Source organism: Bradyrhizobium sp. 149 (assembly GCF_023073915.1).
Lineage (GTDB): Bacteria > Pseudomonadota > Alphaproteobacteria > Rhizobiales > Xanthobacteraceae > Bradyrhizobium.
The window spans coordinates 161613-186485 of record NZ_JADPKK010000013.1; the positions used below are offsets into that span (position 1 = coordinate 161613).

General features: G+C 64.6%; 24 protein-coding genes and 1 pseudogene. 12 read left to right on the top strand and 13 right to left on the bottom strand.

Features of this window, described 5'->3' with window-relative positions; genetic code table 11:
• Positions 1-45 precede the first annotated feature (45 nt).
• From IVA88_RS06200 to IVA88_RS06215, 4 genes are all read left to right on the top strand, one after another.
• Entirely contained in the window at positions 46-1539 is a 1494-nt protein-coding gene (locus IVA88_RS06200) for an AMP-binding protein (RefSeq protein ID WP_247496405.1), read from the top strand.
• On the top strand, positions 1536-2183 hold the full coding sequence (locus IVA88_RS06205) for a TetR/AcrR family transcriptional regulator (RefSeq protein ID WP_247496406.1): 648 nt from the start codon (positions 1536-1538) through the stop codon (positions 2181-2183). Before IVA88_RS06200 ends, IVA88_RS06205 begins: the two co-directional genes overlap by 4 nt.
• The gene (locus tag IVA88_RS06210; RefSeq protein WP_247496407.1) at positions 2180-4090 is read left to right on the top strand and encodes an NAD(P)-binding domain-containing protein; all 1911 of its coding nucleotides are present in this window, start codon (positions 2180-2182) and stop codon (positions 4088-4090) included. The genes IVA88_RS06205 and IVA88_RS06210 overlap by 4 nt, the downstream gene beginning before the upstream one ends.
• 198 nt (positions 4091-4288) lie before the next feature.
• Positions 4289-4924, top strand: a complete 636-nt coding sequence (locus IVA88_RS06215) for a DsbA family protein (protein ID WP_247496408.1) — start codon at positions 4289-4291, stop codon at positions 4922-4924.
• Between the two features lie 61 nt (positions 4925-4985).
• Here IVA88_RS06215 and ald read toward each other — a convergent pair whose 3' ends face one another.
• The gene (gene ald / locus IVA88_RS06220; protein ID WP_247496409.1) at positions 4986-6101 is read right to left on the bottom strand and encodes an alanine dehydrogenase; all 1116 of its coding nucleotides are present in this window, start codon (positions 6099-6101) and stop codon (positions 4986-4988) included.
• A gap of 132 nt (positions 6102-6233) precedes the next feature.
• Here ald and IVA88_RS06225 point away from each other — a divergent pair, with 132 nt between their 5' ends.
• The 5 genes and pseudogenes from IVA88_RS06225 to IVA88_RS06245 all read left to right on the top strand — a co-directional run.
• Positions 6234-6713 (top strand): Lrp/AsnC family transcriptional regulator, encoded by a 480-nt coding sequence (locus IVA88_RS06225; RefSeq protein WP_247496410.1) that lies wholly within the window; start codon positions 6234-6236, stop codon positions 6711-6713.
• Between the two features lie 140 nt (positions 6714-6853).
• On the top strand, positions 6854-7345 hold the full coding sequence (locus tag IVA88_RS06230) for a (2Fe-2S)-binding protein (protein ID WP_247496411.1): 492 nt from the start codon (positions 6854-6856) through the stop codon (positions 7343-7345).
• Positions 7342-8358: a xanthine dehydrogenase family protein subunit M gene (locus IVA88_RS06235; RefSeq protein WP_247496412.1), complete on the top strand. Its 1017-nt coding sequence runs from the start codon at positions 7342-7344 to the stop codon at positions 8356-8358. The genes IVA88_RS06230 and IVA88_RS06235 overlap by 4 nt, the downstream gene beginning before the upstream one ends.
• A gap of 7 nt (positions 8359-8365) precedes the next feature.
• Complete coding sequence (locus tag IVA88_RS06240; protein ID WP_247496413.1) at positions 8366-10567, top strand: xanthine dehydrogenase family protein molybdopterin-binding subunit; 2202 nt, start codon at positions 8366-8368, stop codon at positions 10565-10567.
• A 28-nt stretch (positions 10568-10595) separates the two neighbouring features.
• Positions 10596-10709, top strand: a pseudogene (locus tag IVA88_RS06245) (GNAT family N-acetyltransferase); the annotation flags it as partial.
• A 3-nt stretch (positions 10710-10712) separates the two neighbouring features.
• Here IVA88_RS06245 and IVA88_RS06250 read toward each other — a convergent pair.
• A complete protein-coding gene (locus tag IVA88_RS06250) occupies positions 10713-10925 on the bottom strand; it encodes a hypothetical protein (protein ID WP_211383000.1) in 213 nt (70 codons plus the stop codon).
• 161 nt (positions 10926-11086) lie between these two features.
• Positions 11087-12136 carry a hydroxyacid dehydrogenase gene (locus IVA88_RS06255; RefSeq protein WP_247496414.1) on the bottom strand — a complete coding sequence of 350 codons (1050 nt, stop codon included), beginning with the start codon at positions 12134-12136 and terminating at the stop codon, positions 11087-11089.
• A 265-nt stretch (positions 12137-12401) separates the two neighbouring features.
• On the opposite strand from IVA88_RS06255, the gene IVA88_RS06260 reads away from it, so the two are divergent.
• From IVA88_RS06260 to IVA88_RS06270, 3 genes are all read left to right on the top strand, one after another.
• Positions 12402-12968 (top strand): thiamine pyrophosphate-binding protein, encoded by a 567-nt coding sequence (locus IVA88_RS06260; protein WP_247496415.1) that lies wholly within the window; start codon positions 12402-12404, stop codon positions 12966-12968.
• 10 nt (positions 12969-12978) lie between these two features.
• Positions 12979-13587: a thiamine pyrophosphate-dependent enzyme gene (locus IVA88_RS06265; RefSeq protein WP_247496416.1), complete on the top strand. Its 609-nt coding sequence runs from the start codon at positions 12979-12981 to the stop codon at positions 13585-13587.
• A 77-nt stretch (positions 13588-13664) separates the two neighbouring features.
• Entirely contained in the window at positions 13665-14042 is a 378-nt protein-coding gene (locus tag IVA88_RS06270; protein ID WP_247496417.1) for a VanZ family protein, read from the top strand.
• A gap of 42 nt (positions 14043-14084) precedes the next feature.
• Here IVA88_RS06270 and IVA88_RS06275 read toward each other — a convergent pair whose 3' ends face one another.
• The 10 genes from IVA88_RS06275 to IVA88_RS06320 all read right to left on the bottom strand — a co-directional run bounded on the left by IVA88_RS06275 (position 14085) and on the right by IVA88_RS06320 (position 24860).
• Complete coding sequence (locus IVA88_RS06275; protein WP_247496418.1) at positions 14085-14468, bottom strand: DUF1236 domain-containing protein; 384 nt, start codon at positions 14466-14468, stop codon at positions 14085-14087.
• Positions 14469-14581: 113 nt separating this feature from the next.
• Positions 14582-15469, bottom strand: coding sequence for a 2-hydroxy-3-oxopropionate reductase (locus IVA88_RS06280; protein WP_247496419.1), 888 nt, complete (start codon positions 15467-15469; stop codon positions 14582-14584).
• An 11-nt stretch (positions 15470-15480) separates the two neighbouring features.
• Positions 15481-16266 carry a hydroxypyruvate isomerase gene (hyi, locus tag IVA88_RS06285; RefSeq protein WP_247496420.1) on the bottom strand — a complete coding sequence of 262 codons (786 nt, stop codon included), beginning with the start codon at positions 16264-16266 and terminating at the stop codon, positions 15481-15483.
• Between the two features lie 11 nt (positions 16267-16277).
• Entirely contained in the window at positions 16278-18068 is a 1791-nt protein-coding gene (gene gcl, locus IVA88_RS06290) for a glyoxylate carboligase (protein WP_247496421.1), read from the bottom strand.
• Between the two features lie 152 nt (positions 18069-18220).
• Positions 18221-20023, bottom strand: coding sequence for an adenine deaminase C-terminal domain-containing protein (locus tag IVA88_RS06295; RefSeq protein ID WP_247496422.1), 1803 nt, complete (start codon positions 20021-20023; stop codon positions 18221-18223).
• Between the two features lie 85 nt (positions 20024-20108).
• Positions 20109-20909: an NYN domain-containing protein gene (locus IVA88_RS06300; RefSeq protein WP_247496423.1), complete on the bottom strand. Its 801-nt coding sequence runs from the start codon at positions 20907-20909 to the stop codon at positions 20109-20111.
• A 52-nt stretch (positions 20910-20961) separates the two neighbouring features.
• Positions 20962-22461 (bottom strand): tripartite tricarboxylate transporter permease, encoded by a 1500-nt coding sequence (locus IVA88_RS06305; RefSeq protein WP_247496424.1) that lies wholly within the window; start codon positions 22459-22461, stop codon positions 20962-20964.
• Positions 22461-22946: a tripartite tricarboxylate transporter TctB family protein gene (locus tag IVA88_RS06310; RefSeq protein ID WP_247496425.1), complete on the bottom strand. Its 486-nt coding sequence runs from the start codon at positions 22944-22946 to the stop codon at positions 22461-22463. The genes IVA88_RS06305 and IVA88_RS06310 overlap by 1 nt, the downstream gene beginning before the upstream one ends.
• Entirely contained in the window at positions 22943-23911 is a 969-nt protein-coding gene (locus tag IVA88_RS06315) for a tripartite tricarboxylate transporter substrate binding protein (protein ID WP_247496922.1), read from the bottom strand. Before IVA88_RS06315 ends, IVA88_RS06310 begins: the two co-directional genes overlap by 4 nt.
• Positions 23912-24026: 115 nt before the next feature.
• Positions 24027-24860, bottom strand: coding sequence for an IclR family transcriptional regulator (locus IVA88_RS06320; RefSeq protein ID WP_247496426.1), 834 nt, complete (start codon positions 24858-24860; stop codon positions 24027-24029).
• Positions 24861-24873: the final 13 nt, after the last annotated feature.

Below are 24873 nucleotides of genomic sequence, written 5' to 3' on the forward strand. Positions count from 1 at the left end.
ATCAACGACGAAAACGGTGCCGGCAATCGGCCCAGAACCCGCAAAATGATCAACCTTTCGAGCTTCATCGCCTTTCATGCCCGGCGCACACCGGAGCGGCCCGCGCTGAAATATCGCGGCGAGGAGATCTCCTACGCCGCCTTTGACGCGCGCGTCCGGAAGGTGGCAGGCTGGCTCGACGCTCGGGGCATCGGCGCCGGCGATGTCCTGGCCGTGCTAATGAAGAACAGTGCGGCGTTCCTCGAGCTCGTCTTCGCCACCAGCCATCTCGGCGCGGTGTTCTTGCCGATCAACTTCCGCCTCTCGCGCGACGAGGTCGGCTACATCGCCGGCAATGCCGGTGCTCGCCTGTTGATAGCCGATGAGGAATTCGCTGCGAATGCCGCGGGAGCGCGAGTTGTCGTAGTCGACGAGGCCGCACAGCAGAGCGTAACGTGCCTCGCAGGCGACGCTGCGGCCGCGCCGATGCACGTTCGCCAGCCGTCCGATCTGATGCGACTGATGTACACGTCGGGCACGACCGACCGCCCCAAGGGGGTGATGATCAGCTACGATAATTTCTACTGGAAGTCGGCGGACCAGACGATCGCGCTCTCCTTGAGCGCGGAGACGCGCCTTCTCGTCGTCGGCCCGCTCTATCACATCGGCGCGCTCGATTTGCCCGGCATCGCCGTGCTCTGGCATGGCGGCTTCATCCGCATCGAGCGCTCTTTCGAGCCGGAGAGCGCGCTTGCCGCGATCGCGGAAGACAAGCTCAACGCCGCCTGGTTCGCGCCCGTGATGACCACCGCGATGCTCACCTGTCCGACGCGTGACCGCTACGACGTCTCCAGCCTGAAATGGGCGATCGGCGGCGGCGAGAAGACGCCTGAGCTGCGCATCCGCGCTTTCTCCGAATATTTCCGCAACGCGCGCTACATCGACGCCTACGGCCTGACCGAAACCGTCGGCGGCGACACCTTCATGGACGCAGGCCGCGAAATCGAGAAGATCGGCTCCGCGGGGCGCGCCATTGCTCACGTCGAGATCGAGATCCGCGACGAGGATGGCAACAAACTTCCGCCGAACGTCAATGGCGAGATCTGCCTGCGCGGACCGAAGATCACGCGCGGCTATTGGAACGATCCGGGGAAGACGGCTTCCGCCTTCTTCGGCGACTGGTTCCGCAGCGGCGACGTCGGCTATCTCGACGAGGACGGCTTCCTGTATTTGACTGACCGCAAGAAGGACATGATCATCTCCGGCGGCGAGAACATCGCATCCTCCGAGGTCGAGCGCGTCATCTACGATCTGCCAGAGGTGCGCGAGGTCGCGGTGATCGGCCTGCGCGATCCGCGCTGGGGCGAGCGGCCGGTCGCCATCGTCGTGCTGGCTGACGGCGCTAGCCTTGAGCTTCCTGCCCTCACCGAGCACTGCCGCACGCGGCTGGCGAGCTTCAAGGTGCCGAAAGAGCTCATCATCCGCAGCAGCCTGCCGCGCAACCCCTCGGGGAAGATTCTCAAGCGCGTGCTGCGCGCCGAACTGGAGACCGTGGCATGACGCAAGCCCCCGCCACCGAGAAAGTCACAAAGCTCAACCGCGTCGAGCGCAATGCCTGGACCAAGCAGAAGATCTTCGAGGCCGCCACGAAAATCGTCGGCAAGCATGGCTATGCCGAAGCCTCCGTCGCCCGCATCACCGAGGAAGCCGGCGTCGCGCAAGGCACCTTCTACAATCATTTCGAGAACCGTCAGGAGCTGCTCGACCAGCTGCTGCCTAAGATTGGCCTCGACATGGTCGAGTTCATCCGCGCCCGCACCGGCACGGCGGATGCGGCGCGGCAGGAGATCGAGCGCTTCTCCGCCTTCTTCGACTTCATCCGCGAGGTGCCGGAATTTCTGCGCATCCTCAACGAGGCCGAGTTCTTCGCTCCGCTCGGCTACCAGAAGCACCTCGACAACATCTCGGTCGCCTATGTCCGCATTTTGCGTCGCGCGCGACGCTCAGGCGCGATCGAGGATTACAGCGACGAAGAGTTCGAGGCCATCGTCCACATGCTGATGGGCTCACGCGGCTATCTCAGCCGGCGCTACTCCTATTCCGCCGACGGCGTCACCGCCGTTCCCGACCACGTCATCTCCGCCTATCGCAAGCTGATGACGCGCGGCCTCTTCACTGCACCCGGAGATCAGGACACGCCATGAACATCGAATCTCCGCTCAAGGCGCTCGACCTCACCTCGGCGATTGCAGAAGGCGACATCCGCTGCCTGCTGATGGTGCTGGTGCACATGACCGGCGACGAGCGTTGGCTCGAGCCACCCTATCTGCCCAAGCGCGACATCCGCCTCATTCCCGATCCCGAGGCCGGCGTGCCCCGGGAGATCCAGGATGAGATCCGCGCCGCAGTGGTCAAACTGTTCGCCGAAGGCACGCCCAAGCCGGTGATCACCGATCCCGGCGAGGAGCTGTTGCTGAAGATGATGCGCGCCTGCCTCGGCGAGAATGTCTCGCCGGAATATGCGCCCCTGATGCGCGAGGAGATGGGTTTTGTGCCGCGCGAGGCGCGCTGGACCAAGCGTCCTTCAGACCAGAAGATCGCCGGCCAGGATGTGCTGATCGTGGGCGCCGGTGTCTGCGCCATCGCGCTCGGCGTCGCGCTCGGCCATCTCGGCATCCCCTACACCATCGTCGAGAAGAACCAGGAGCTCGGCGGCACCTGGTGGATCAACCGCTATCCCGGCTGCGGCGTCGACACGCCGAACCACTCCTATTCCTACTCGTTCGGCTCGGGCAATGCCTGGACCCGCTATTTCTGCCAGCGCGAGGAGCTGCACGGATATCTGGTCAAGGTCGCGGACGAATATGGCATTCGCAAGCATCTGCGCGTCAACACCGAGCTGACCTCGTCGCGCTGGGATGAGGGCAAGCGGCGCTGGATCTCAACGCTGAGGACCGAGAACGGCGAAGAGACCTTCGAATCGACCGCGCTGGTCTCGGCGATCGGCCAGCTCAACGATCCCTCGCGCGCCCGCTTCCAGGGCGAGGAAGACTTCAAGGGAACGGTCCTGCATTCCGCGCTGTGGTCCGATGACATCAAGCTCGACGGCAAGCACGTCGCTGTGATCGGCACCGGCGCGACATCGATGCAGCTCGTGCCGGCGATTGCCGACTGCGTCGCCTCGGTCACGATCTACCAGCGCAGCGCGCAATGGGCGCGGCCGGTGAAAGGGTATGCCGACCCCATCAGCGAGGGCGCGCGCTGGCTGCTCGCGCATCTGCCGTTCTATGTGCAGTGGTATCGCTTCAACATGTTCTGGCGCTATGGCGATGGCCTGCTGCCCTTCCTGCGCAAGGACCCGGCCTGGCCGCATCCGGAGCGCGCCGTCAACAAGGGCAACGACCGCCATCGCCAGGAGCTGACCGATTTTATTCGATCGGAGTTGAAGGACCGGCCGGACCTGATCGAAAAATGCGTGCCGACCTATCCGCCCTATGGCAAGCGCATCCTGCTCGACAACAACTGGTTCAAGACCTTGACGCGCCCGAACGTGGAACTCGTCACCGACACGATCGATCATTTCGACCAGAACGGCATTGTCACCGCGGACGGCAAGCACCGTCCCGCCGACATCATCGTGGTCGCGACCGGCTTCAAGGTCACGGAAATGGCGGCGCGCCTCAACATCAGCGGCCGCGACGGCAAGGATTTGCGCGACGCCTGGGCCAACGACAATCCGATCGCGTTTCTCGGCCTCACCGTGCCGGGCTTCCCGAATTTCTTCTGCATGCTCGGGCCCAACTCCGGCCCCGCGCATGGCGGCAGCGTCATCTTCCAGTCAGAGTGTCAAAGCCGCTACATCTCCGCCTGCCTCGCCGACATGATCGAGCACGACGTCGCAGCGATCGATGTCCGCAAGGAGGTCCTGGACGACTACGTCCGGAAGGTCGATGCCGAGCACGAGGCGATGATCTGGACTCATCCCGGCATGAGCACCTACTATCGCAATTCGAGCGGCCGCGTGTTTTCCGCGATGCCCTGGCGCTTCGTCGATTATTGGCGCATGACGCATGATCCGGATCTGCGGCAGTACAAGCTAACGACGGCCTGACGGCTTGAGACGTTGATGGCGCCAAGAGGACGGTGCACCCTCGCCCCTTGTGGGAGAGGGTGGCTTCGCGACAGCGAAGCCGGGTGAGGGGTTGTCTCCGCGAACGCAACTCTGTCATTGCGGGTGCAAACCCCTCATCCGGCGCTGCGCGCCACCTTCTCCCACAAGGGGAGAAGGAAGGAAAAAGGGAGTTCGCCGATGCCGAAGCCGCGCGTGCGCATCTACACCGACTACAAGAGCCCCTACGCGTACGTGGCCAACAAGCGCCTGTTCGAACTCGAGGAGACGCATGGCGTCGAGCTCGAATGGCTGCCCTATACGCTACGCGTCGCCGAATTTATGGGGACCGTCGAAGAGCGCACGCCGCATTTCTGGCGCAAGGTTCGCTACGCCTATATGGACGCGCGGCGCTATGCCAATGCGCAAGGGCTCGTCATGAAAGGGCCCCGGCGGATCTACGACGCGTTTTATTCCAGCGTCGGCATGCTGTTCGCGCAGTCGCACGGCTTCTTCCGTCCGTACCACGACACGGTGTTTCGCCGTTTCTGGAGCCATGAGCTCGAGATCGACGATCTCGCCGCGATCACTGACGTCATCACATCGTGCGGCGGTTCGGCCAGCGAGTTCGAAGCCTACGTTCACGGTCCCGCGCGCACCGAGCATGACCGCATCCTCGACGAGGCCGAGGCGCTCGGCGTGTTCGGCGTACCGACCATGGTGTTCAATGGCGAGCTGTTCTGGGGCGGCGACGGCATCGACATGCTGATCGCGCGCATCGAGAAGCCCGAGACGATCGAGGCCGCGCTCGGCAGCCGCCATCGCAAGCCGGCGTAGGCTCTATATATTTTAAGCATGATCTTTTCGGAAAACCGCTGCGTGCTTTTCGGATCATGCTCTAGGCCGCCAGCCCGCTCTCCACCGGAGCAAACTCCAGCCCGAGGCTTTCCGCCACAGCCTTGTTGGTGATACGGCCGCGATGCACGTTCAGCCCATTGCGCAGATGTGGATTTTCCAGCACCGCGGCAAAGCCCTTGTTCGCGAGCATCAAGCCGAACGGCAGCGTCGCGTTGTTCAGCGCCTGGCTTGACGTCACCGGCACGGCGCCGGGCATGTTGGCGACGCAATAATGCACGATGCCGTCGACCACATAAGTTGGTTCTGCATGTGTCGTCGGGTGCGAGGTCTCGAAGCAGCCGCCCTGATCGATCGCGACGTCGACCAGCACGGCGCCCGGTCGCATCGATGTCAACATCGCACGCGTCACGAGCTTGGGCGCACTCGCGCCGGGCACCAGCACCGCGCCGATCACGACGTCGGCAGCGAACACCTCCTCCTCAACCGACTCGATAGTGGAGAAGCGGGTGCGCACGCGCCCGGCAAAGAGATCATCCAGTTCGCGAAGCCTGGGAATGGAGCGGTCGATCACGGTGACTTCGGCGCCAAGGCCCGCGGCCATGCGCGCCGCTTGCGTTCCCACCACACCGCCGCCGAGCACGACGACCCGCGCCGGCTGCACGCCGGGAACACCGCCCAGCAACAGCCCGCGGCCGCCAGCCGACCGCTTGAGCGCGGCGCCGGCGGCCTCGATGGCGAGGCGGCCGGCGACTTCGCTCATCGGCGCAAGCAGGGGGAGGTGACCGGCCGCGTCGGTGACGGTTTCATAGGCGATCGCAGTACAGCCGGAGGCGAGCAGACCCTTGACCTGTCCAGGATCCGGCGCGAGATGGAGATAAGTAAACAGGATCTGGCTTTCGCGGAGCTGAGCCCACTCGCTTTTCTGAGGCTCTTTCACCTTCACGACCATGTCGGACTTCGCGAAGATGTCCCGCGCGCTGTCGGCAATGGTGGCCCCTGCCCGCCTATAAACCTCGTCGGAGGCGCCGATGCCGCCGCCCGCGCCGGTCTCGACCGTCACCTCGTGCCCGGCCGCGACATATTCGCGGACCGCGCCCGCGGTGAGCCCGACGCGATACTCCTGCACCTTGATTTCCTTGGGCACTCCGACGCGCATCCCGGGCTCCTTTGATTCACGGCATGATCGTAGCGACGTGTCCGGTTTGGTTTCGTGCAAATATCCGCTAGCTTTGGCCTCCCTGCGCCGGTTTCCGGCGCGCAAACGCCCTTTCATGCTGGAAACGAAACTTTGGCCCTGGACCGGAAAGATCTCGCCATCCTCGCGGAACTCACCACCAACGCGCGGGCCAGCCACACCGAGCTTGCCAACAAGGTCGGGCTATCAAGCACCGCGCTGGCACGGCGGCAGAAGGCGCTGGAGGACGATGGCTACATCCAGGCCTACCAGGCCGCGCTCGACCTCGCCCAATTCGGCCTCACCACCACGGTGCTGGTCCGTATCGCGCTGGAAAGCCAGAGCGACGAGGCGTTGAAGGCGTTCGAGGCGGAGGTCGTGAAGTGCCCCTCGGTCGTGCGCTGCTTCCTGATGTCTGGCAACGACGACTACATCCTGATCGTGCTCGCCCGCGACATCCAGGATTTCGAGCGTATCCATCGCACCGAGCTGTCACGCCTGCCGCGCGTCGCTCGGGTGCAATCGAGCTTCGCACTGCGCGAGGTCGTCAACCGCGCCGTGCCGAATGTGGTGTTCGGCGAAGCCAAGCGCTGACCGCGGCCTCTCGGAAAGGCGAACTGCCGGCAAGGAACCAACCGGCCGGTGGTCCGTTGGGCGCTATTGGCCGGCGGAGGCGTGCCCCCGCGTTCAACACGGCTGACGTCCGGCATCGTCGCCGCCGCAGGGAGCAGGACATGAGCGATCTCACGCATCAGATTCCCGAACGCATTCCGATCCATCTTGTCGTCAATGGCGTCAATCACACGCTCGATCTCGTGCCGTGGACCACGTTGCTCGACGCCTTGCGAGACCATCTTGCGCTGAGCGGCACCAAGAAGGGTTGCGACCATGGTCAGTGCGGCGCCTGCACGGTGCTGGTGAACGGCCGGCGCGTCAACTCCTGCCTCACGCTCGCCGTCATGAAGGACGGCGCCGAGATCACGACCGTCGAAGGTCTTGCCAAGGACGGCGCGCTGCATCCCGTGCAACAAGCGTTTATCGATCATGACGCCTTCCAGTGCGGCTATTGCACGCCGGGACAGATATGCTCGGCGGCCGGACTGCTCGCTGAAGGCCGTGCCCGGGATGCGGACGAGATCCGGGAGCTGATGAGCGGAAATCTCTGCCGCTGCGGCGCCTATCCGAACATCGTCGCCGCCATCCAGCAGGCAATGGGCCAGCCATGAACAACTTTCAGTACGCTCGGGCCACGGACGTTGCCGACGCGATCCGCCTGCTCGCCGCCGATCTCGGCGCCAAGCTGATTGCGGGCGGCACCAATCTGATCGACCTGATGAAAGAGAATGTCGAGCGCCCCTCCCGGCTGATCGACATTTCCCGCCTGCCGCTCCGCAATGTCGAGGAGACGGCGGACGGGTCCTTGCGCATCGGCGCCCTGGTGCCGAACTCGGACCTCGCCTACCATCCCCTGATCGAGCAGCGCTACCCTCTGCTCGCCAGCGCCATCCTGGCCGGCGCCTCGGCGCAACTGCGCAACATGGCGTCGGTCGGAGGCAATCTGATGCAGCGAACGCGCTGCCCCTATTTCTATGACACGGCCACGCCCTGCAACAAGCGAAATCCCGGCAGCGGCTGCTCGGCGATGGACGGCCTCAACCGCAACCATGCGATCCTGGGTACGAGCGCCGCCTGCATCGCGACCAATCCATCCGACATGAGCGTGGCGCTTGCCGCGCTAGGCGCACTCGTGCACATCGCGGGTCCATCCGGCGAACGCACCATCGCGCTGACCGACTTCCATCGACTTCCCGGCAACACGCCTCATGTCGATACCAATCTCGGCACCGGCGAGATCATCACGGCGATCGAGCTGCCGCCGCACGGCTTCGCTCAAAACTACAGTTATCTGAAAATTCGCGACCGGATGTCCTATGCTTTCGCTCTGGTCTCGGTTGCCGCCGCGCTCGAATTGGAGGGCAACGCAATCAGCGGGGCACGCGTGGCGGTCGGCGGTGTGGCTCACAAGCCCTGGCGCAGCCTCGAAGCCGAAACGGCGTTGCGCGGCCAGGCCGCGACGCCCGATCATTTCTCGCACGCCGCGGATCTCTTGCTTCAGGGAGCAACGTCCCGCTCACATAACGGCTTCAAGGTCGAGCTCGCACGCCGCGCCATCGTGCGGACACTGGCACAGGCGGCGAACGCCACGCCGCAATCGCAGGCCCACAAGAAGATCGCGTGAGGGACCGATGAACGCCTATATCGGAACGCCAACGTCGCGTGTCGACGGCCGGGCCAAAGTCACCGGGGCCGCCAAATATGCCGGCGAGTTCCCGGCCGGCGGGCTGGTTCATGGCTTCGTCGTCGAGGCCACTATTCCATGCGGGCGCATTGCTACAATCGACGCGAGCGAGACGTTGAAAGTCAAGGGCGTGCTCGACGTGCTCACGCATGCGAACCGTCCGCCGCTCGCCGACAAGGACGAGGCGTGGAAGGACGAGGTGGCGCCGGAGGGTTCGCCTTTCCGCCCGCTCTACGACGACAAGATCAAGTTCAACGGCCAGCCGATCGCACTGGTTATCGCAGAGGACTGGGAATCCGCGAAATTCGCGGCCACACTCGTCCGGGTCGAATATGAGCAGCAAGGGTTTGCGACCGACCTCGAAGGCGAGCGCAGCAAAGCCGCCGAGAAGGACAGGCCGCATAAGCCGCGCGGCGACGCCGCAGCGGCCCTTGCCCGAGCTGATGTGCGCCACGAGGCGGACTACGTGATACCCACCGAGCATCACAACCCGATGGAGCTCTATGCGACCACGGCGATCTGGGAGAGCGATGGCAAGCTCACGATTTACGACAAGACGCAGGGCGTCCAGAATGTGCACAAGTTTCTCTGCACCGTGTTCGACAAGAAGCCGGATGACATTCGCGTGGTCTCGCCTTACGTCGGCGGCGCCTTCGGCTCCGGCTTGCGGCCGCAATACCAGGTCGTGCTGGCAACGCTCGGCGCGCTCGCGCTGAAGCGGTCCGTTCGCGTCGTGCTGACGCGGCAGCAGATGTATGGGCTCGGCTACCGGCCGATGACCATCGAGCGCGTCGGGCTTGGCGCAAAATCCGACGGTACACTCGACGCGGTCACGCACGAGGCCATTGCCGTCACCTCGCGCTACGAGGACTTTGCACGCAACGATACCGGCTGGGCCGAACAGCTCTATAGCAGCCCGAACAGCCGTTTCTCCCACAAGCTGGTCCACCTTGACGTCTCCACCCCCTGCGATATGCGCGCACCGGGCGCGGCGTCGGGCGTCTGCGCCCTCGAATGCGCGATGGACGAGCTCTCCGTCGCGCTCAAGCTCGACCCGATCGAATTGCGGCTGAAGTGCTATTCGGATCGCGACCAGAGCGAAAACCTGCCCTACACCAGCAAGCAGTTGCACGAATGCTACGCCCGCGGCGCGGAGGCCTTCGGCTGGAGCAGACGCAGTCCTGCGCCGCGCTCGATGCGCGACGGCAAGGAGCTGGTTGGCTGGGGCATGGCCACCGGCGTGTGGGAAGCGCTGCAGATGCCGGTCGCGGTGCGTATCGTACTGACGTCGAACGGACATGCCGAAGTGTCCTGCGCGGCATCCGACATCGGCACCGGCACCTACACCATCGTGGCGCAGGTTGCGGCCGATGCCCTCGGTCTGCCGATCGAAAACATCAGTGTCCGGCTTGCCGACTCCACCCTGCCGCAAGCGCCGGTCGAAGGCGGCTCCTGGATGGCGGCATCGAGCGCGCATGCGGTGCTCGCCGCCGCGGAGGAGGTGCGCAAGGAACTGTTAGGTCTGGCCGGGAAAATGCCTGGCTCGCCGCTCGCCGGCGCCGAGTTGGCCGATACGGCCCTGATCGATGGCAGCATTGCCAGAGCCGACGACAACAGCCGCGCGGTCACGATCGCTGACGCGATGCGCCATGGCGGCGTCGAACGCATTGAGAAAGAAAAGCTCAACCAGTTCGCGGAAGACAAGAAGCACGCGCGCAATACCCATTCGGCCGTCTTTGCCGAGGTCAGGGTGGACGAAGAGCTGGGCATCATCCGGGTCACGCGGATCGTGAGCGCCGTCGCGGCCGGGAGGATTCTCAACACCAAGACCGGCCGCAGCCAGATCATGGGCGGCGTGGTCTGGGGGATCGGGATGGCCCTGCACGAGGAGACGGTGATGGACCACCGCTTCGGGCGGATCATGAACGCGAACATCGCGGAGTACCACATTCCCGTGAATGCCGATGTTCACGACATCGACGTGATCTTCGTCGATGAGGCGGACGCACACATCAATAAGCTTGGCGTCAAGGGACTGGGCGAGATCGGGATCGTCGGCGTCCCGGCGTCGATCGCAAACGCCGTCTATCACGCCACCGGCAAGCGCATCCGCCGCTTTCCGATCACGCTGGACAAAGTGCTCGACTGAGACGCAGATCGTCCGGCCAGGCGGACTCCTGCTCTGCAGTGTCGCCTATCGCCACGGCCACTGGTCGGACACCTTCATAGTGCAGCGGTCGCTCGGCGCGGGCGTCACCGCGCCACCGCCCGTCGCGGCGCCCGGCCGTTAGGCCTCACGACGGAAAGTCAGCCGGTCTGACCTGGATGCGGTCGGCATGCAGCGACCAGTGGTGCAAGGCCTGGTCCTTGCAGAACCTCGCCTTCGCCCGCTCTCTGGCTTCGTCCTCGTCGGAGGCGTCGATCTCCAGCGTGCCCTGGCACACCTCGATCTGCCGGCCGTACTGCCCGAGCACGTCCTTCATGAACCTGACGACATAAGTTGACATGGGACCTCCTGCCTGCCCCGGCGGCACTCACTCTAATCCCATTTAGCCTGGATGCGGGAGGGAGATTTTGACGCGGATCAAGGTCGGGACCGGGTTCCCGACCGCCGGGTCATTCCGGGGCGTCCGTGGCGCGAGCCCGCAAATGACAAAGCGACTGCTTCCTACTCCGGAGTCACACCAAAGGCCTGCTTGAAGCGCTCCGCATAGCGTGGCCAGACCTCGGGATTGATGATGCGCGGCGGGCGCTTGCCGCCGAGCGTCAGCAGCACCTGCTCGGCGGCGATCCGGCCCATGTTCTGCCGCGCCTCGACCGTGACGCCCGCGGTATGCGGGCTCGCCAGCACGTTGTCGAACTGGAGCAGCGGATGCTCCGGCGGCGGCGGCTCCTTGGACCAGACGTCGAGGCCGGCGCCCGCAATGCGCTTGTCGCGCAACGCCTGGAGCAGCGCGTCTTCGTCGTGAATGAAGCCTCGGGCCGTGGTGACGAAATAAGCGTGCGGCTGCATCAGCGCGAATTCGCGCACGCTGATCATGTTGCGGCTGCCCTTGTTGAGCGGACAGGAGATCGAAACGAAATCGGCGCGGCGCAGCAGCTCGTCGAGCTCGACCTTCTCGCCGCCCCGCTCGGCCATCACCTCGGCCGTGAGATATGGATCATAGGCCAGCACCTTCATGCCGAGCAGGCCCCGGCACAGCGCGGCGATACGGCGGCCGACATTGCCAAGGCCGATGATGCCGACCGTCTTGTGCTCGACCTCGTTGCCGACGAGATCGTTGCGGTTGACGTCGCGCTCGCGGCGCAGCCGGCGGTCCGACTGGATGATACGCTTGGACAGCGTCAGCATCATCGCCAGCGCATGCTCCGCGACCGAATGCGCGTTACCCCCGGACTGGTTGACGACGAGCACGCCCGCGTCGGTGCACGCCTCGGCGTCGACGGGATCGAAGCCCGCGCCGTTGCTGGAGACGAGCAGCAGGTTCGGCGTACGCTTCAGGAAGGCGGCGTCAACATGGAAATGCGGCGCCAGCTCGTCTCGGGCGGCGCCGATCTGATAGACATGTGCCGCAGAGAGGATCGGAGCATAAAAATCCTCGGGGCTTTCGTTCTCGATGCGATCGAGCCGGACGTCGGGCCGCGCCTTCAGGATGTCGATATAGATCGGATTGGCCAGATATTTGACGTAGAAGACGCGCTTGCTGTTGACGGACATCAGGACCCTTCCGGCTCTCTCCAGGAGATCCGCACGGCCAGCGCGGTGCGCGCTCCTGTCATGCGTTCCTCCGTTCTTGTTATTGCCACTTATGACACGGCGGCGCCGGCCGCGGCAGGTCGCCAGGCGCAGATCAATGTGCAGCCCGGCCATGTTGACAATCCCGCCCGCCGCGTCAAGTTCGGGCAGACCGCCGCGACGGCCAAGCCGATCCCTAAGACAATGGCAAAGATCAAGAAGCATGCGCGGCTGAAGGGAGAACGCAATGGCAATTGCGGAGCAACATACCTCATCCGAGGCGGCGCAGACCTCCAGCGACAAGAGCTGGCACAGCATCGTCCTGCAAATCCTGAAGCGGAACGAGATCAGCCTCGTCCCTTACGTGCCCGACCGCGTGCTGACGCCGCTGATCAAGAACCTGCACGCCGATCCCTTCTTCACCACCTTTGCCACCGCCCGTGAGGAGGAAGCCGTCGGCATCGTCTCGGGTGCATGGATGGGCGGACGGCGGGCCGCGGTGCTGATGCAGACCTCCGGCTTTGCCACGCTCGCCAACGTGTTGGCCTCGCTCGCGGTGCCCTACCAAATCCCACTAATCATGTTCGTGTCCGAGCGCGGCACGCTCGGCGAGTTCAACTACGGCCAGTCGCTGGTTTGCCGCACCATGCGTCCCGTGCTGGATTCGCTGGCGCTGGAGCATCACACCATCACACGGCTCGACGAGCTCGAATTCATTGCCGACCGTTCGATCAAGCAGGCCGTGACGACGCAGGCGCCGGTGGCGCTGATCCTCAACCCGCTGCTCACGGGCGGCAAGACTTTCGACAAGTGAGTCCGGCCAAATGAGTTCAAGAATGAACGTCCGCAACACCAAAGTGATGAACCGCTTTGACGTCACCTCGCGCCTGATAGCGAAGCTCAAGCACGAGGAAGCCGTGATCGGTGGCATCGGCAACACCAATTTCGATCTCTGGGCGGCCGGCCACCGTCCGCAGAATTTCTACATGCTCGGCAGCATGGGCCTCGCCTTTCCGATCGCGCTGGGCGTGGCGCTGGCGCAGCCGGACCGGCGCGTCTTTGCGCTCGAAGGGGACGGCTCGCTGCTGATGCAGCTCGGCGCCCTCTCGACGATTGCGACTTTGAAGCCTGAGAATCTCATCATGATCGTGATGGACAACGGCATCTACCAGATCACCGGTGCGCAACCGACGCCGGCAGCGCACGTCGCCGATATCGTCGCCATCGCCGCCGGCTCAGGGCTTGCCAACAGCGCCTGGGCCGCGGACGAGGAGGATTTCGAGCGTCTGATCGAGGAAGCCATGTCGGCTTCCGGGCCGAGCCTGATCGCCGTCCGCATCGACGATAAGCCCGGAATCGGCGCCACCCGACGCGATCCCGTGCAGATCCGGGAACGCTTCATGCACGGCCTTGGCGTACGCGAGCCACTTTAACATTTGGTCATTAACTACACGGCGATCTGATGCAGGTCCGGCAACAGGCTGGTGCAGATCCGTGCTATCCGGATCAGATGTCCATTTTGGTCCGCGCATTTGCCTGGCTGCTCGCAGCCGCCGTCACTTTTGCAACCCTCGGGCCGCCCGGCCTGCGGCCCCATTCCGACCTAGGCCAGGACCGCGAGCATGCGCTTGCCTTCATCCTAATAGGACTGACTTTCGGTCTCGCTTACCGGGATCGTCGCTGGATGGTCGCCGCCTTCGCGGTGATCCTGATCGGCCTGCTAGAGCTGATGCAATTCTGGGCGCCGGGACGCCATGCGCGGCTGGAAGACTTTTTGGTTGATGCAGGCACCGCCTGCATCGGCTTCGTGCTCGCAGCCGTCGCCGATTGGGTCATAGCCCGATTTCGCGCAAATTCGGCCCTGACAAGCCAAGGCCCCGCGGAGTGATACTCCGCAGGGCCCAACTCTTCAAAGCCTAGCTCCGGCCGATCAGTCGATGATCTTGACGACGCGGCGTGTGCGCGGCTCGACGATCACGCGGCGATCGTTGACGACCGCATAGCGATACTCGGTGTAGTTCGGCACGGGGCGCAGCACCACGGTCGGCGGCAGCGGCTCGCCGACTACGACGCGATCCTCTACGACGACCGAATCACTGCGCGGGATTCCACCCAGCACCGCATTCGGAATCTCCAGGCCGGCGCCAACGGCTGCACCGACGGTGCCGCCAACCATCGCGCCTACCGGACCGCCGATATCGCCGCCGGCGCGTGCGCCGTTCCTGGCACCCTCTTCGGTCGTCGACTGGGCAAAGGCTGCACTGGACGCCAGCAGCGACGCGGCAGCCAACGTAATCGCAAAACGGGTTTTCATGTGCTCATGTCTCCAGTGATTGTTGTGCGCCTTCAACCCACGGGAGCGGACCATTGTTCCGGTTCCTGCATGCCGAAAGCCACGCCAATCTGGGAAGTGTTACTGCGTAACACTCACGCCGCCGCGATCTCGTGGTCGGCCATCAGTTCCAGTGCCCGCACCATCGCGGAGTGATCCCAGCCCTTGCCGCCATGCGCAGTGCAGGACGAGAACAACTGCTGCGCCACCGCCGTGCTCGGCAACGACAGGCCGAGCGCGCGAGCGCCTTCGAGCGCGAGGTTGAGATCCTTCTGGTGCAGCTCGATGCGGAAGCCGGGATCGAAATTGCGCTTCACCATGCGCTCACCATGCACTTCGAGAATCCGCGACGACGCAAAGCCACCCATCAAGGCCTGCCGCACCAGTGCCGGATCGGCGCCGGCTTTCGACGCGAACAGCAGCGCTTCGCTCACCGCCTCGATCGTCAACGCGACGATGATCTGGTTGGCGACCTTCGTGGTCTGGCCGTCGCCATTGGCGCCGACCCGGGTGACGTTCTTTCCCATGCGGTCGAAGATCGGCTTCATGGTGTTGAACGCGCGCTCGGGGCCACCGACCATGATGGTGAGGCTTGCGGCCTTGGCACCGACCTCCCCGCCCGAGACCGGTGCGTCGAGATAGTCCGCGCCGAGCGCCTCGATCTTCTTGGCGAACTCCTTGGTCGCCAGCGGCGAGATCGAGCTCATGTCGACTACGATCTTGCCCTTGGAGATGCCGCCCGCGACGCCGTCCTTGCCAAACAGCACGGCTTCCACATGCGGCGTATCCGGAACCATGATAATGACCGCATCCGCCTCCTCCGCAACCTCCCTGCTTGACTTGCAGGCAACGCCGCCCGCTGCGATCAGCTCGGGCGCGACCGGCGCGACGTCATGCAGGAGAACGCGATGGCCTGCGGCCAGAAGATGGCCAGCCATCGGCCGCCCCATGGTGCCAAGTCCGATAAAGCCGATGTCGATCATGTCCGAATTCCTCAGGTCTCGAATGTTTGCGCGGCGTGCCAAGACAGGCCTTCCAGCGTCGTCGTGCGCGGCTTGTATTCGCAGCCGATCCAGCCGCGATAGCCGATCGCGTCGAGATGGCGGAACAGGAAGGGATAGTTGATCTCGCCGGTGCCGGGCTCATGGCGACCGGGATTGTCCGCGAGCTGGATGTGCGCGATCTGCGGGAGGTATGCCTGCATGGTACGGGCGAGGTCGCCCTCCATGATCTGCATGTGATAGATGTCGTATTGGACGAACAGATTGTTCGAGCGCACTTCGGAGATCAACTGCACGGCCTGCTCGGTACCGTTGAGAAAAAAGCCGGGAATGTCGAGCGTGTTGATCGGCTCGACCAGAAGCTTGATGTTCTCCCGCGCCAGCGTCGAAGCGGCGAAGAGCAGATTCCCGACCAGCGTCTCGTTCAGCTCGCGCGGATCGGCGTCCACTGGCGCGATGCCGACGAGGCAGTTGAGCTGCTCGCAATCGAGCGCCTTGGCATAGTCGATGGCGCGGAACACGCCGTCGCGGAATTCGGCGACGCGATCGGGCAGGATCGCGATGCCGCGCTCACCCGCGGCCCAGCTGCCGGCCGGCAGATTGTGCAGCACCTGCGTCAGCCCATGGCCGTCGAGCTGCTCGCGCAAAAGCGCCTTGTCGAAATCGTAGGGGAAGAGGTACTCGACCCCGGAAAAGCCCGCCGCTTTGGCCGCAGCGAAGCGGTCCACGAACGGCATCTCGTTGAAGAGCATGGTGAGGTTGGCTGCGAATTTCGGCATGATGCTGTCTCCTATTCCGCCGGCTGCAGCACGCCGGGCCGCGCGGTCGTGACCTCATCGAGCGGCAGATCCAGCACCTCCTCGAACTCCACGATGTTGTCGATCTCCGTGCCCATCGCGATGTTGGTGACGCGTTCGAGGATGAACTCGACCATCACGGGCACGCGGTACTTCGCCATCCATTCGCGCGCGGTGGCGAACGCGGCCTGCGAATCCTTGGGATCGGTGACGCGGATCGCCTTGCAGCCGAGGCCTTCGGCGACCGCGACATGGTCGACGCCATAGCCGCCGAGCTCGGGCGCGTTGATGTTATCGAAAGAGAGCTGGACGTGATAGTCCATGTCGAAGCCACGCTGGGCCTGGCGGATCAGCCCGAGATAGGAATTGTTCACGACGACATGGATGTAGGGCAGATTGAACTGCGCGCCGACTGCGAGCTCCTCGATCAGAAACTGGAAATCGTAGTCGCCGGAGAGCGCGACGATGTCGCGATCCGGACACGCCGCGCGCACCCCGAGCGCGGCGGGCAGCGTCCATCCGAGCGGCCCCGCCTGCCCGGCATTGATCCAGTTACGCGGCTTGTAAACGCCGAGGAACTGCGCGCCGGCGATTTGCGACAGGCCGATCACGGAGACGTAGCAGGTGTCACGGCCAAAGGCCTTGGTCATCTCCTCGTAGACGCGCTGCGGCTTGATCGGCACGTTGTCGAAATGGCTCTTGCGCAGCATCGTCTTCTTGCGATCGCGGCAGGCCGCGGGCCAGGCCTGGCGCTCGCGCAATTTGCCTGACCGGCGCCACTCCTTGGCGACGGTGACGAACAGTTCGAGCGCGGCCTTCGCGTCCGAGACGATGCCGAGATCGGGATTGAACACGCGCCCGATCTGGGTCGGCTCGATGTCGACATGCACGAAGGTGCGGCCCTTGGTGTAGGTTTCGACCGAGCCGGTGTGGCGATTGGCCCAGCGGTTGCCGATGCCGAGCACGAAATCGGATTCGAGCATGGTGGCATTGCCGTAACGATGGCTGGTCTGAAGACCGACCATGCCGGCCATCAGCACGTGGTCGTCGGGGATAGCGCCCCAACCCATCAGCGTCGGCACCACCGGGACATTCGCGATCTCGGCAAACTCGACCAGAAGGTCGGACGCGTCGGCGTTGATCACGCCGCCGCCCGCGACGATCAGCGGCCGTTCGGCCGCATTGAGCATCTCCAGCGCCTTCTCGACCTGCTTCCGCGTCGCGGTCGGCTTGTAGACCGGCAGCGGCTCGTAGGTCTCGTCGTCGAACTCGATCTCGGCGAGCTGCACGTCCAGCGGCATGTCGATCAGCACTGGTCCTGGCCGGCCGGAGCGCATCACGTGAAAGGCCTGGCTGAACACGCGCGGCACCAGCGCGGGCTCGCGCACGGTCACCGCCCATTTGGTTACGGGCTTGGCGATCGACTCGATGTCGACCGCCTGGAAATCTTCCTTGTAGAGCCGCGCCCGCGGCGCCTGCCCGGTGATGCAGAGGATCGGGATGGAATCGGCGATCGCCGAATAAAGCCCGGTGATCATGTCGGTGCCTGCCGGCCCCGAGGTTCCGATGCAGACGCCGATATTGCCTGCCTTGGCCCGCGTGTAGCCCTCGGCCATGTGGGAGGCACCCTCGACATGCCGCGCCAGGATATGGCGGATCGAGCCGCGCTTCTTCAGCGCCGAATAAAGCGGATTGATCGCGGCCCCGGGAACGCCGAAGGCAGTCGAGATGCCTTCCTTCTCCAGAATACGCACGGCAGCATCGATGGCTCGCATCTTCGCCATATCGGACCTCGCTCGGTTGCATTGGCTCGAGCGAGATCATCGGGCCAGCGAGGGCTGCACTCAACGAGATCGATTTTATTTTCCACGATGCGGCAGCCGCGGAAAAAACACGGCGCTCTCAACCGGTTAGGTTGAGGCACGCGTGAAAGCGTTCACTCGAACAGCGGCGCCAGCTGCATCTGAGGCACCAGCACGAGGCCCTTGTCGGTGATGCGGATTTCGGGGATGACCGATAGCGGAATCAGATTGAAGCCCATGTAGGGGATGGTGCAGCCGGCTTCCGCCCACTCCTTCTTCAGCAGCTTGACCTGTTCGGCCACCTCCGTGACGCGCTTGTCGGACAAGAGCCCAGCGATCGGCAGCGGGACCAGCGCCCTCACCTTGCCGTCGGCGACGACACAGACGGCGCCCTGATGCTCCTTGATGGCCGATATCGCCACCTGCATGTCGGCCTCATTGGTTCCGGCAACGATGATGTTGTGGCTGTCGTGGCCGACGCTGGAGGCCACCGCCCCGCGCTTCAGGCCAAAATCCTTCAGCAGCCCATAGGCGACATTGCCGGCCGATTTGCCATGGCGCTCGACCACCGTGACGAAGCACAGGCCGTAGCGGGCGAACAGCGACGGCCAGTCCTTTGCGGGCTCGATCGCGATCTTCTCGTGGATGAGCGTGATGCCCGGCAGCGCGGTCTTGATCGCGTTGACGGTACAGGCTTTCGCCGGTAGCTCCGGCGTCAGCTTGACCTTCTCGGGCAGCTTCACGGTCGCATAGGCCGCCTTCGGATATTGATAGCGCTGCGACAGTGCCTGATCGAGCTGCGGCGTGATCTTGCGGTTCTCGACCACCAGCTCGCCGCCATACCAGGTGCATTGCGGCTTCAGATTGTCGTCCATCAGCACCAGATCGGCGCGGCGCCCGCCGCCGAGCCCGCCGATATCGCTGTCCATGTTGAAGCGCGTAGCGCCGTGCAGCGAGCCCATCGACCAGGCCTGCTCCGGCGACATCCCCGCCTTCACCGCCTCCCGCACCACCCAGTCGAGACCGAACAGCAGAAGATCGTCGGCGTCGCGGTCGTCGGTGCACACGGCCGTGCGCTTGTGCGAAGCGCCGAGCTCGGTGATGGTGCGGATCGCCTGCGGCAGCGAATGCCACGGCGTGGTCGGCGGTCCCCCGCGCAGGAACACCCAGACGCCGGCATCGAGCAAATCGTCGGCGATGTCGCGGTCGATCGCCTCATGGGTATCGGTGACACCGGACGCCGCATAGGCCGCAACGAACTCGCGGCCATAGACATGGCCGGACACCGGCCGCCCGCGCTTCAGGGCGGCGGCGAGGATGGCGTGGCTTCGCTCGTCGCCCGTGGTGACGGGCACGAAATCCATCTTCTCGCCGAGCCCAACGGCTTCGGGCCAGCGGTCGAACAGGCCGGCGATCTTGTCCGGGGTGAGGTCGCCGCCCGCGGTCTCCAGTTCCGCCGAGGTCGCAGGCACCGTACTCGGCACCGTCAGGAAGATTGAAAGCGGCGCCTCGCGCGCGTCCTCCAGCATCGCCTCGACGCCGGCGACGTCCATCACGTTGCCGATCTCGTGGCTGTCGCAGAAGATCGTGGTGGTGCCATTGAGCAGTGCCGCCTCGGCATAGGCGCAGGCCGTCACCATCGAGGATTCGATGTGGATGTGCGGATCGACGAGCCCCGGCGCGATGATGCCGCCGGCCGCGTCGTAAACCGCAACATCGCTCCACACCTTCTTGGCCGCGCCGGCCGGCTTCACCGCAACGATCCGCCCGCCGGTGATCCAGACCTCGCGGTTCGCGTGAATGCGCTCCGAATAGGTCGAGAGCACCCGCGCGCCGGTGAGGACGAGATCCGGCGCGACACGCGCCGAGGCCACATCGGCGAGACGCCGGGTCATCGAATGCAGCGGTGCGACGGCGAAGCGGGTAAGTCTGGTCATCTGGACCCTCGCGTGGCGTTACGGCCCTGCGATGGTTACGCCCTGCGCCGGACCGGGCAAGCTCAAATATAACGGCACGCCCTGCTTACGCCTTAGGCGGCGAACCGCCGGCCGCCCCTGATCTTGCAGGTCTGCGCGAGTTCCGTCGTCTCGGGGCCAGTTCGGCAGCAGGCTTGACCCGAATCCGCATCGACCTCCCCTTCGACTCGTCGATCTCGAAGGAATTTGTCTTTCGCACGAGGTCACTCAGCTTGCGGAAGCCGAACGTTCTCGGATCGAAATCGGACGCGAGATTGGCAAGCTGGCGGCCGACTTCCCCGAGCGTCACCCAGCCGTCCTCGCTCTCCATCTGGGTGATGACCTTCTTGATGATGGGAGTCGCGGCATCAAGCGGCTGAAGCGACGTTGATCTCGAGGCGGCGTCCTGGGTGTTCGCCGGGGCGGCAAGCAGGTTCTCCGTGTAGACGAACCTTCGGCAGGCCTGCCGGAAGCTCTCCGGCGTCTTCTGTTCGCCGAACCCAAAGACATCGATGCCCTGCTCCCGGATCCGGGCGGCGAGACGGGTAAAATCGCTGTCCGACGACACCAGGCAAAAGCCATCGAATCGGCCGCTGTGAAGCAGGTCCATCGCGTCGATCACCAGAGTTATGTCCGAGGCATTCTTTCCCGTCGTATAGGCGAACTGCTGCTGCGGGATGATGGCGTGTTTGGACAGGATGTCGGCCCAGCCCCTGGACCTGGCATTGGAGAAGTCGCCGTAGATGCGGCGAACGCTGGCCTCGCCAATCTTGGCAATCTCTTCGAACAACCCATCCGCGATCTTTGCCGAGGCATTGTCGGCATCGATCAGGACAGCGAGACGGGGCGAACGGAGCTCTGACGGCATGACTTTCCCCACGAGATGGACCTAGCATTAGAAGACGCTCGCGTCGGGATGGCTAGTCCTCGTTCGCCTTGAAGCGTCCCATCCCTTTCAGCACGAAGGGTGCCAGCAGCGCGATCAACGCCAGCGCAAGCAGCGTCGCCGAGATCGGGCTCTGGAGCAGCGTCATGGGATCGCCGAGACTGATCGCGAGCGCGCGACGCAGCTGGCTCTCGGCGATCGGGCCGAGAATCAGGCCGACGACGACGGGCGCAATCGGAAAATCGAACCGCCGCATCAGGAAGCCGAGCACCCCGAAGCCGGCCAGCATCGACAATTCGACGATCGACGGCTTTGCGGCGATGGTGCCCATGGTCGCGAAGACGAGGATGCCGGCATAGAGCCACGGCTGCGGGATCGCGAGCAGCCGCACCCACAGGCCAACCAGCGGCAGATTAAGCACCAGCAGCATCACATTGGCGATGAAGAGACTGGCGATCAAGCCCCACACCAGGTCGGGCCTCTCGGCGAACAGCAGCGGCCCCGGGTTGAGGCCGTATTGCTGGAAGCCCGCCAGCATCATCGCGGCCGTTGCCGAGGTCGGCAGCCCAAGCGTCAGGAGCGGCACCAGCGTGCCGGCGGCGGAGGCATTATTGGCGGCTTCCGGTCCCGCGACGCCTTCGATCGCGCCCTTGCCGAATTCTTCCGGGTACTTGGTCAGCCGTTTCTCGGTCGAATAGGACAGGAAGGTCGGGATCTCCGCGCCGCCTGCCGGAAGCGCGCCGATCGGGAAGCCAAACATGGTGCCACGCAGCCACGGCTTCCACGAGCGCTTCCAGTCTTCCTTGGTCATCCACAGCGAGCCGCGCACCGGCTCGAGCTTCTCCTCCGAGTGGTGGCGGCGCGATGCGACGTAGAGCGCTTCGCCCAGCGCGAACAGGCCGACGGCGAGCGTCGTCACCTCGACGCCATCGAGCAGCTCGGGGACGCCGAACGCAAGCCGCGCCTGCCCGGTCAACTTATCGATTCCGACCAGGCCGAGCGTCAGGCCAATGAACAGGCTGGTCAGGCCGCGGATCGGTGAATCTCCGAAAGTTGCCGACACCGTCACGAAGGCGACGCACATCAGCGCAAAGTAATCTTCTGGGCCAAAGCGCACGGCGAAATCGACCAGCCACGGCGCGAGAAAGGCCAGTCCGATGGTGGCGATGGTGCCGGCGACGAAGGAGCCGATCGCGGATGTCGCAAGTGCCGGCCCTCCGCGGCCGGCCTTGGCCATCTTGTTGCCTTCGAGCGCGGTCGCCATCGATGCGCTCTCGCCGGGCGTGTTGATCAAGATCGCCGTGGTCGATCCGCCATACATGCCGCCGTAATAGATGCCGGCAAACATGATCAGCGAGCCGCCGGGATCGAGCTTGTACGTCACCGGCAGCAGCAGCGCGACCGTCAATGCCGGACCGATGCCGGGCAGCACGCCCACGGCCGTGCCGAGGAACACGCCGATCAGGGCATACAGCAGATTCATCGGCTGGACGGCGACCGCCATGCCATGCGCCAGCGCGGCAAAGGTGTCCATCACAGCAGGCGCTCCAAGGGGCCGGTCGGAAGGCTCAGCGTCAGCAACCGATCGAATGCGAGATAGATCAGGGTCGACATCACGATCGCGATGATGGAGTCGACGACGATGGCCCGGCGCCCGAATGCCGCCGATGTGGTGACGAACAGCGCGGACGTGGCCAGGATGAAGCCGCCGCCGAAGCCGATGATCCCGATCAGCAGCGCAAGTCCAACGAGGATCAAAACCACAGGCACGGGATCGGCGCTTTCGCGCGCCGGCAGGTTACCGCGCAACGCCTCAATGAAATTGCCGATCGCGAGCAGCGCGAGGCCGGAGGCGATCACGACCGGCATGGCTTCCGGCCCCATCCCGTACATCGCGGTGGATTGCAGGCCGCGCGCGTCCCAGACCAGTACCGCGGCGAGACCTGCGAGCAACGCGGCGATGACGATGCCGGCGCGGTCGACACGCCGCCGCGGCTGGACGGGATCGCCTGCGGTCACGACTTGACCAGGCCGACTGATCTGAGCACGTCGGTGACGCGGACCGTTTCCTTCTTCAGGAAGTCGGCGAAGTCGTCGCCGCCGAGATAGGCGTCCTCCCAGCCCTTCTGCTTGAGGATCTCCTTCCAGGCATCCGATTTCACCATCTTCTCGACCGCATCGCTCAACGTCTTGCGCTGTTCCGGCGTGATGCCGGGAGGCGCGACCACCGAGCGCCAGTTGGCAATCACGAGGTCGATGCCCTGCTCCTTGAAGGTCGGGATGTCGCTGCCTGGGATGCGCTTCTCCGAGGTCACACCGATCGCCCGCAGCTTGCCGGACTTGATTTGCCCATCGTATTCGCTGAGACCCGAAATGCCGGCGGTGACCTTGGCGCCGAGGATGGCAGCCAGCGACTCGCCGCCACCGGAGAACGGGATGTAGTTGATCTTCTTCGCATCGGCTCCGACGGCGCCCGCGAACAACGCCGCCATGACATGGTCGACACCGCCGGCCGAGCCACCGGCGAAGGTGACCTTGGCGATATCCGCCTTCACCGCGGCGGCGAGATCCTGCGCAGTTTTGATTGGCGAATTCGCCGGCACCACGATGACCTGTATTTCCTCGGTGAGGCGCGCGATCGGCGTCACCTGCTCGAGCGTCACCGGCGATTTGTTCATGGCGAGCGCGCCCACCATGACGAAGCCGTTGACCATCAACTGGTTGCCATCGCCTTTGGCGCCGTTGACGAACTGGGCGATGCCGACGCTGCCGCCTGCGCCGGGAACGTTGGTGACCTGCACGCTGCGGGCGACGCCCGCGGCAACCAGCGCTTGCTGCATCGAGCGCGCGGTCTGGTCCCAGCCGCCGCCCGGTGCCGCCGGCGCCATCAGCTTGAGCTCCAGTTGCTGGGCAAAGGACGGTGTTGCTGCGACGAGGGTCAGCGCGACGGCTGCGCCGAAAAGGCGCGCGGGAAATTGAAACATCAGGGCATTCTCCAGGCTCATGCGGACGTCGTTGATCACTGCCGCATTGTGTCGTTTGGTCGCATATCAGCCAAAACGGCCGATGCTGTCCAGTGACATCCCCCGCGAGGCCTGGTTAGCGGGGCGTCGGGATCACCCCGCCTAGCGCAGCTGTCAGTTCGGCGGCGACATCCCGCACGATCTGCCCGATTTCCGGCAACCTCTGGTCGGTCAGCCGAGTGGTCATGCCGGACACCGAAATCGCCGCGAGCGGCTCGGCGCAGTCGTTATAGACGACCGCGGCAACACAGCGCAGGCCCATGGAGGCCTCTTCGTCGTCAAGGGCGTAGCCATGCTTGCGGATTCTTTCGAGCTCCTTGAACAGGTCGCTCGGCCGCACGATCGATTTCTCGGTCATGCGGGGCATGCCGTGGTGGCGGATGACCGCGCCGACGTCCTCGTCCGAATAGGTCGCGAGTACCGCCTTGCCGACGCCGGAGGTTACCATCGGGACGCGGCCACCGACCTGGGTCAGGGAGCGCATGATCTCGCGGCTCTCCATGCGGGTCAGCACGATGATGAACTCGTCGTCGACGACGGCGAGATTGGCGGTCTCGCGGGTGAGATCGCGCAGCTTCCGGAGGTAGGGAATCGCCTGCGTGGAGAAATTGCGGCTCCGCGCAAAACTCGCGCCCACCGTGAAGCTGCGCACGCCGACGTGCCATTTGGATTCGGCGCGGTCGAACTGCACGAAGCGGCGGCTTTCCAGCGTCGCCAGCAGGCGGTGCACGGTGGAGGCCGACAGACCAGTGCGGACGGCGAGATCGCTGAGGCGATAGCCTACGTCGTCCTCGGCCAGCGTCTCGAGGATCGACAGCGCGCGGTCCACGGATTGCACGCCGCCGTCGCGGTCGGCCTCCGATGATGATCGAGGCTCGAGCGATTTGCGCCGGATCACGTTCTTGCCCATCGCGACCTGACTG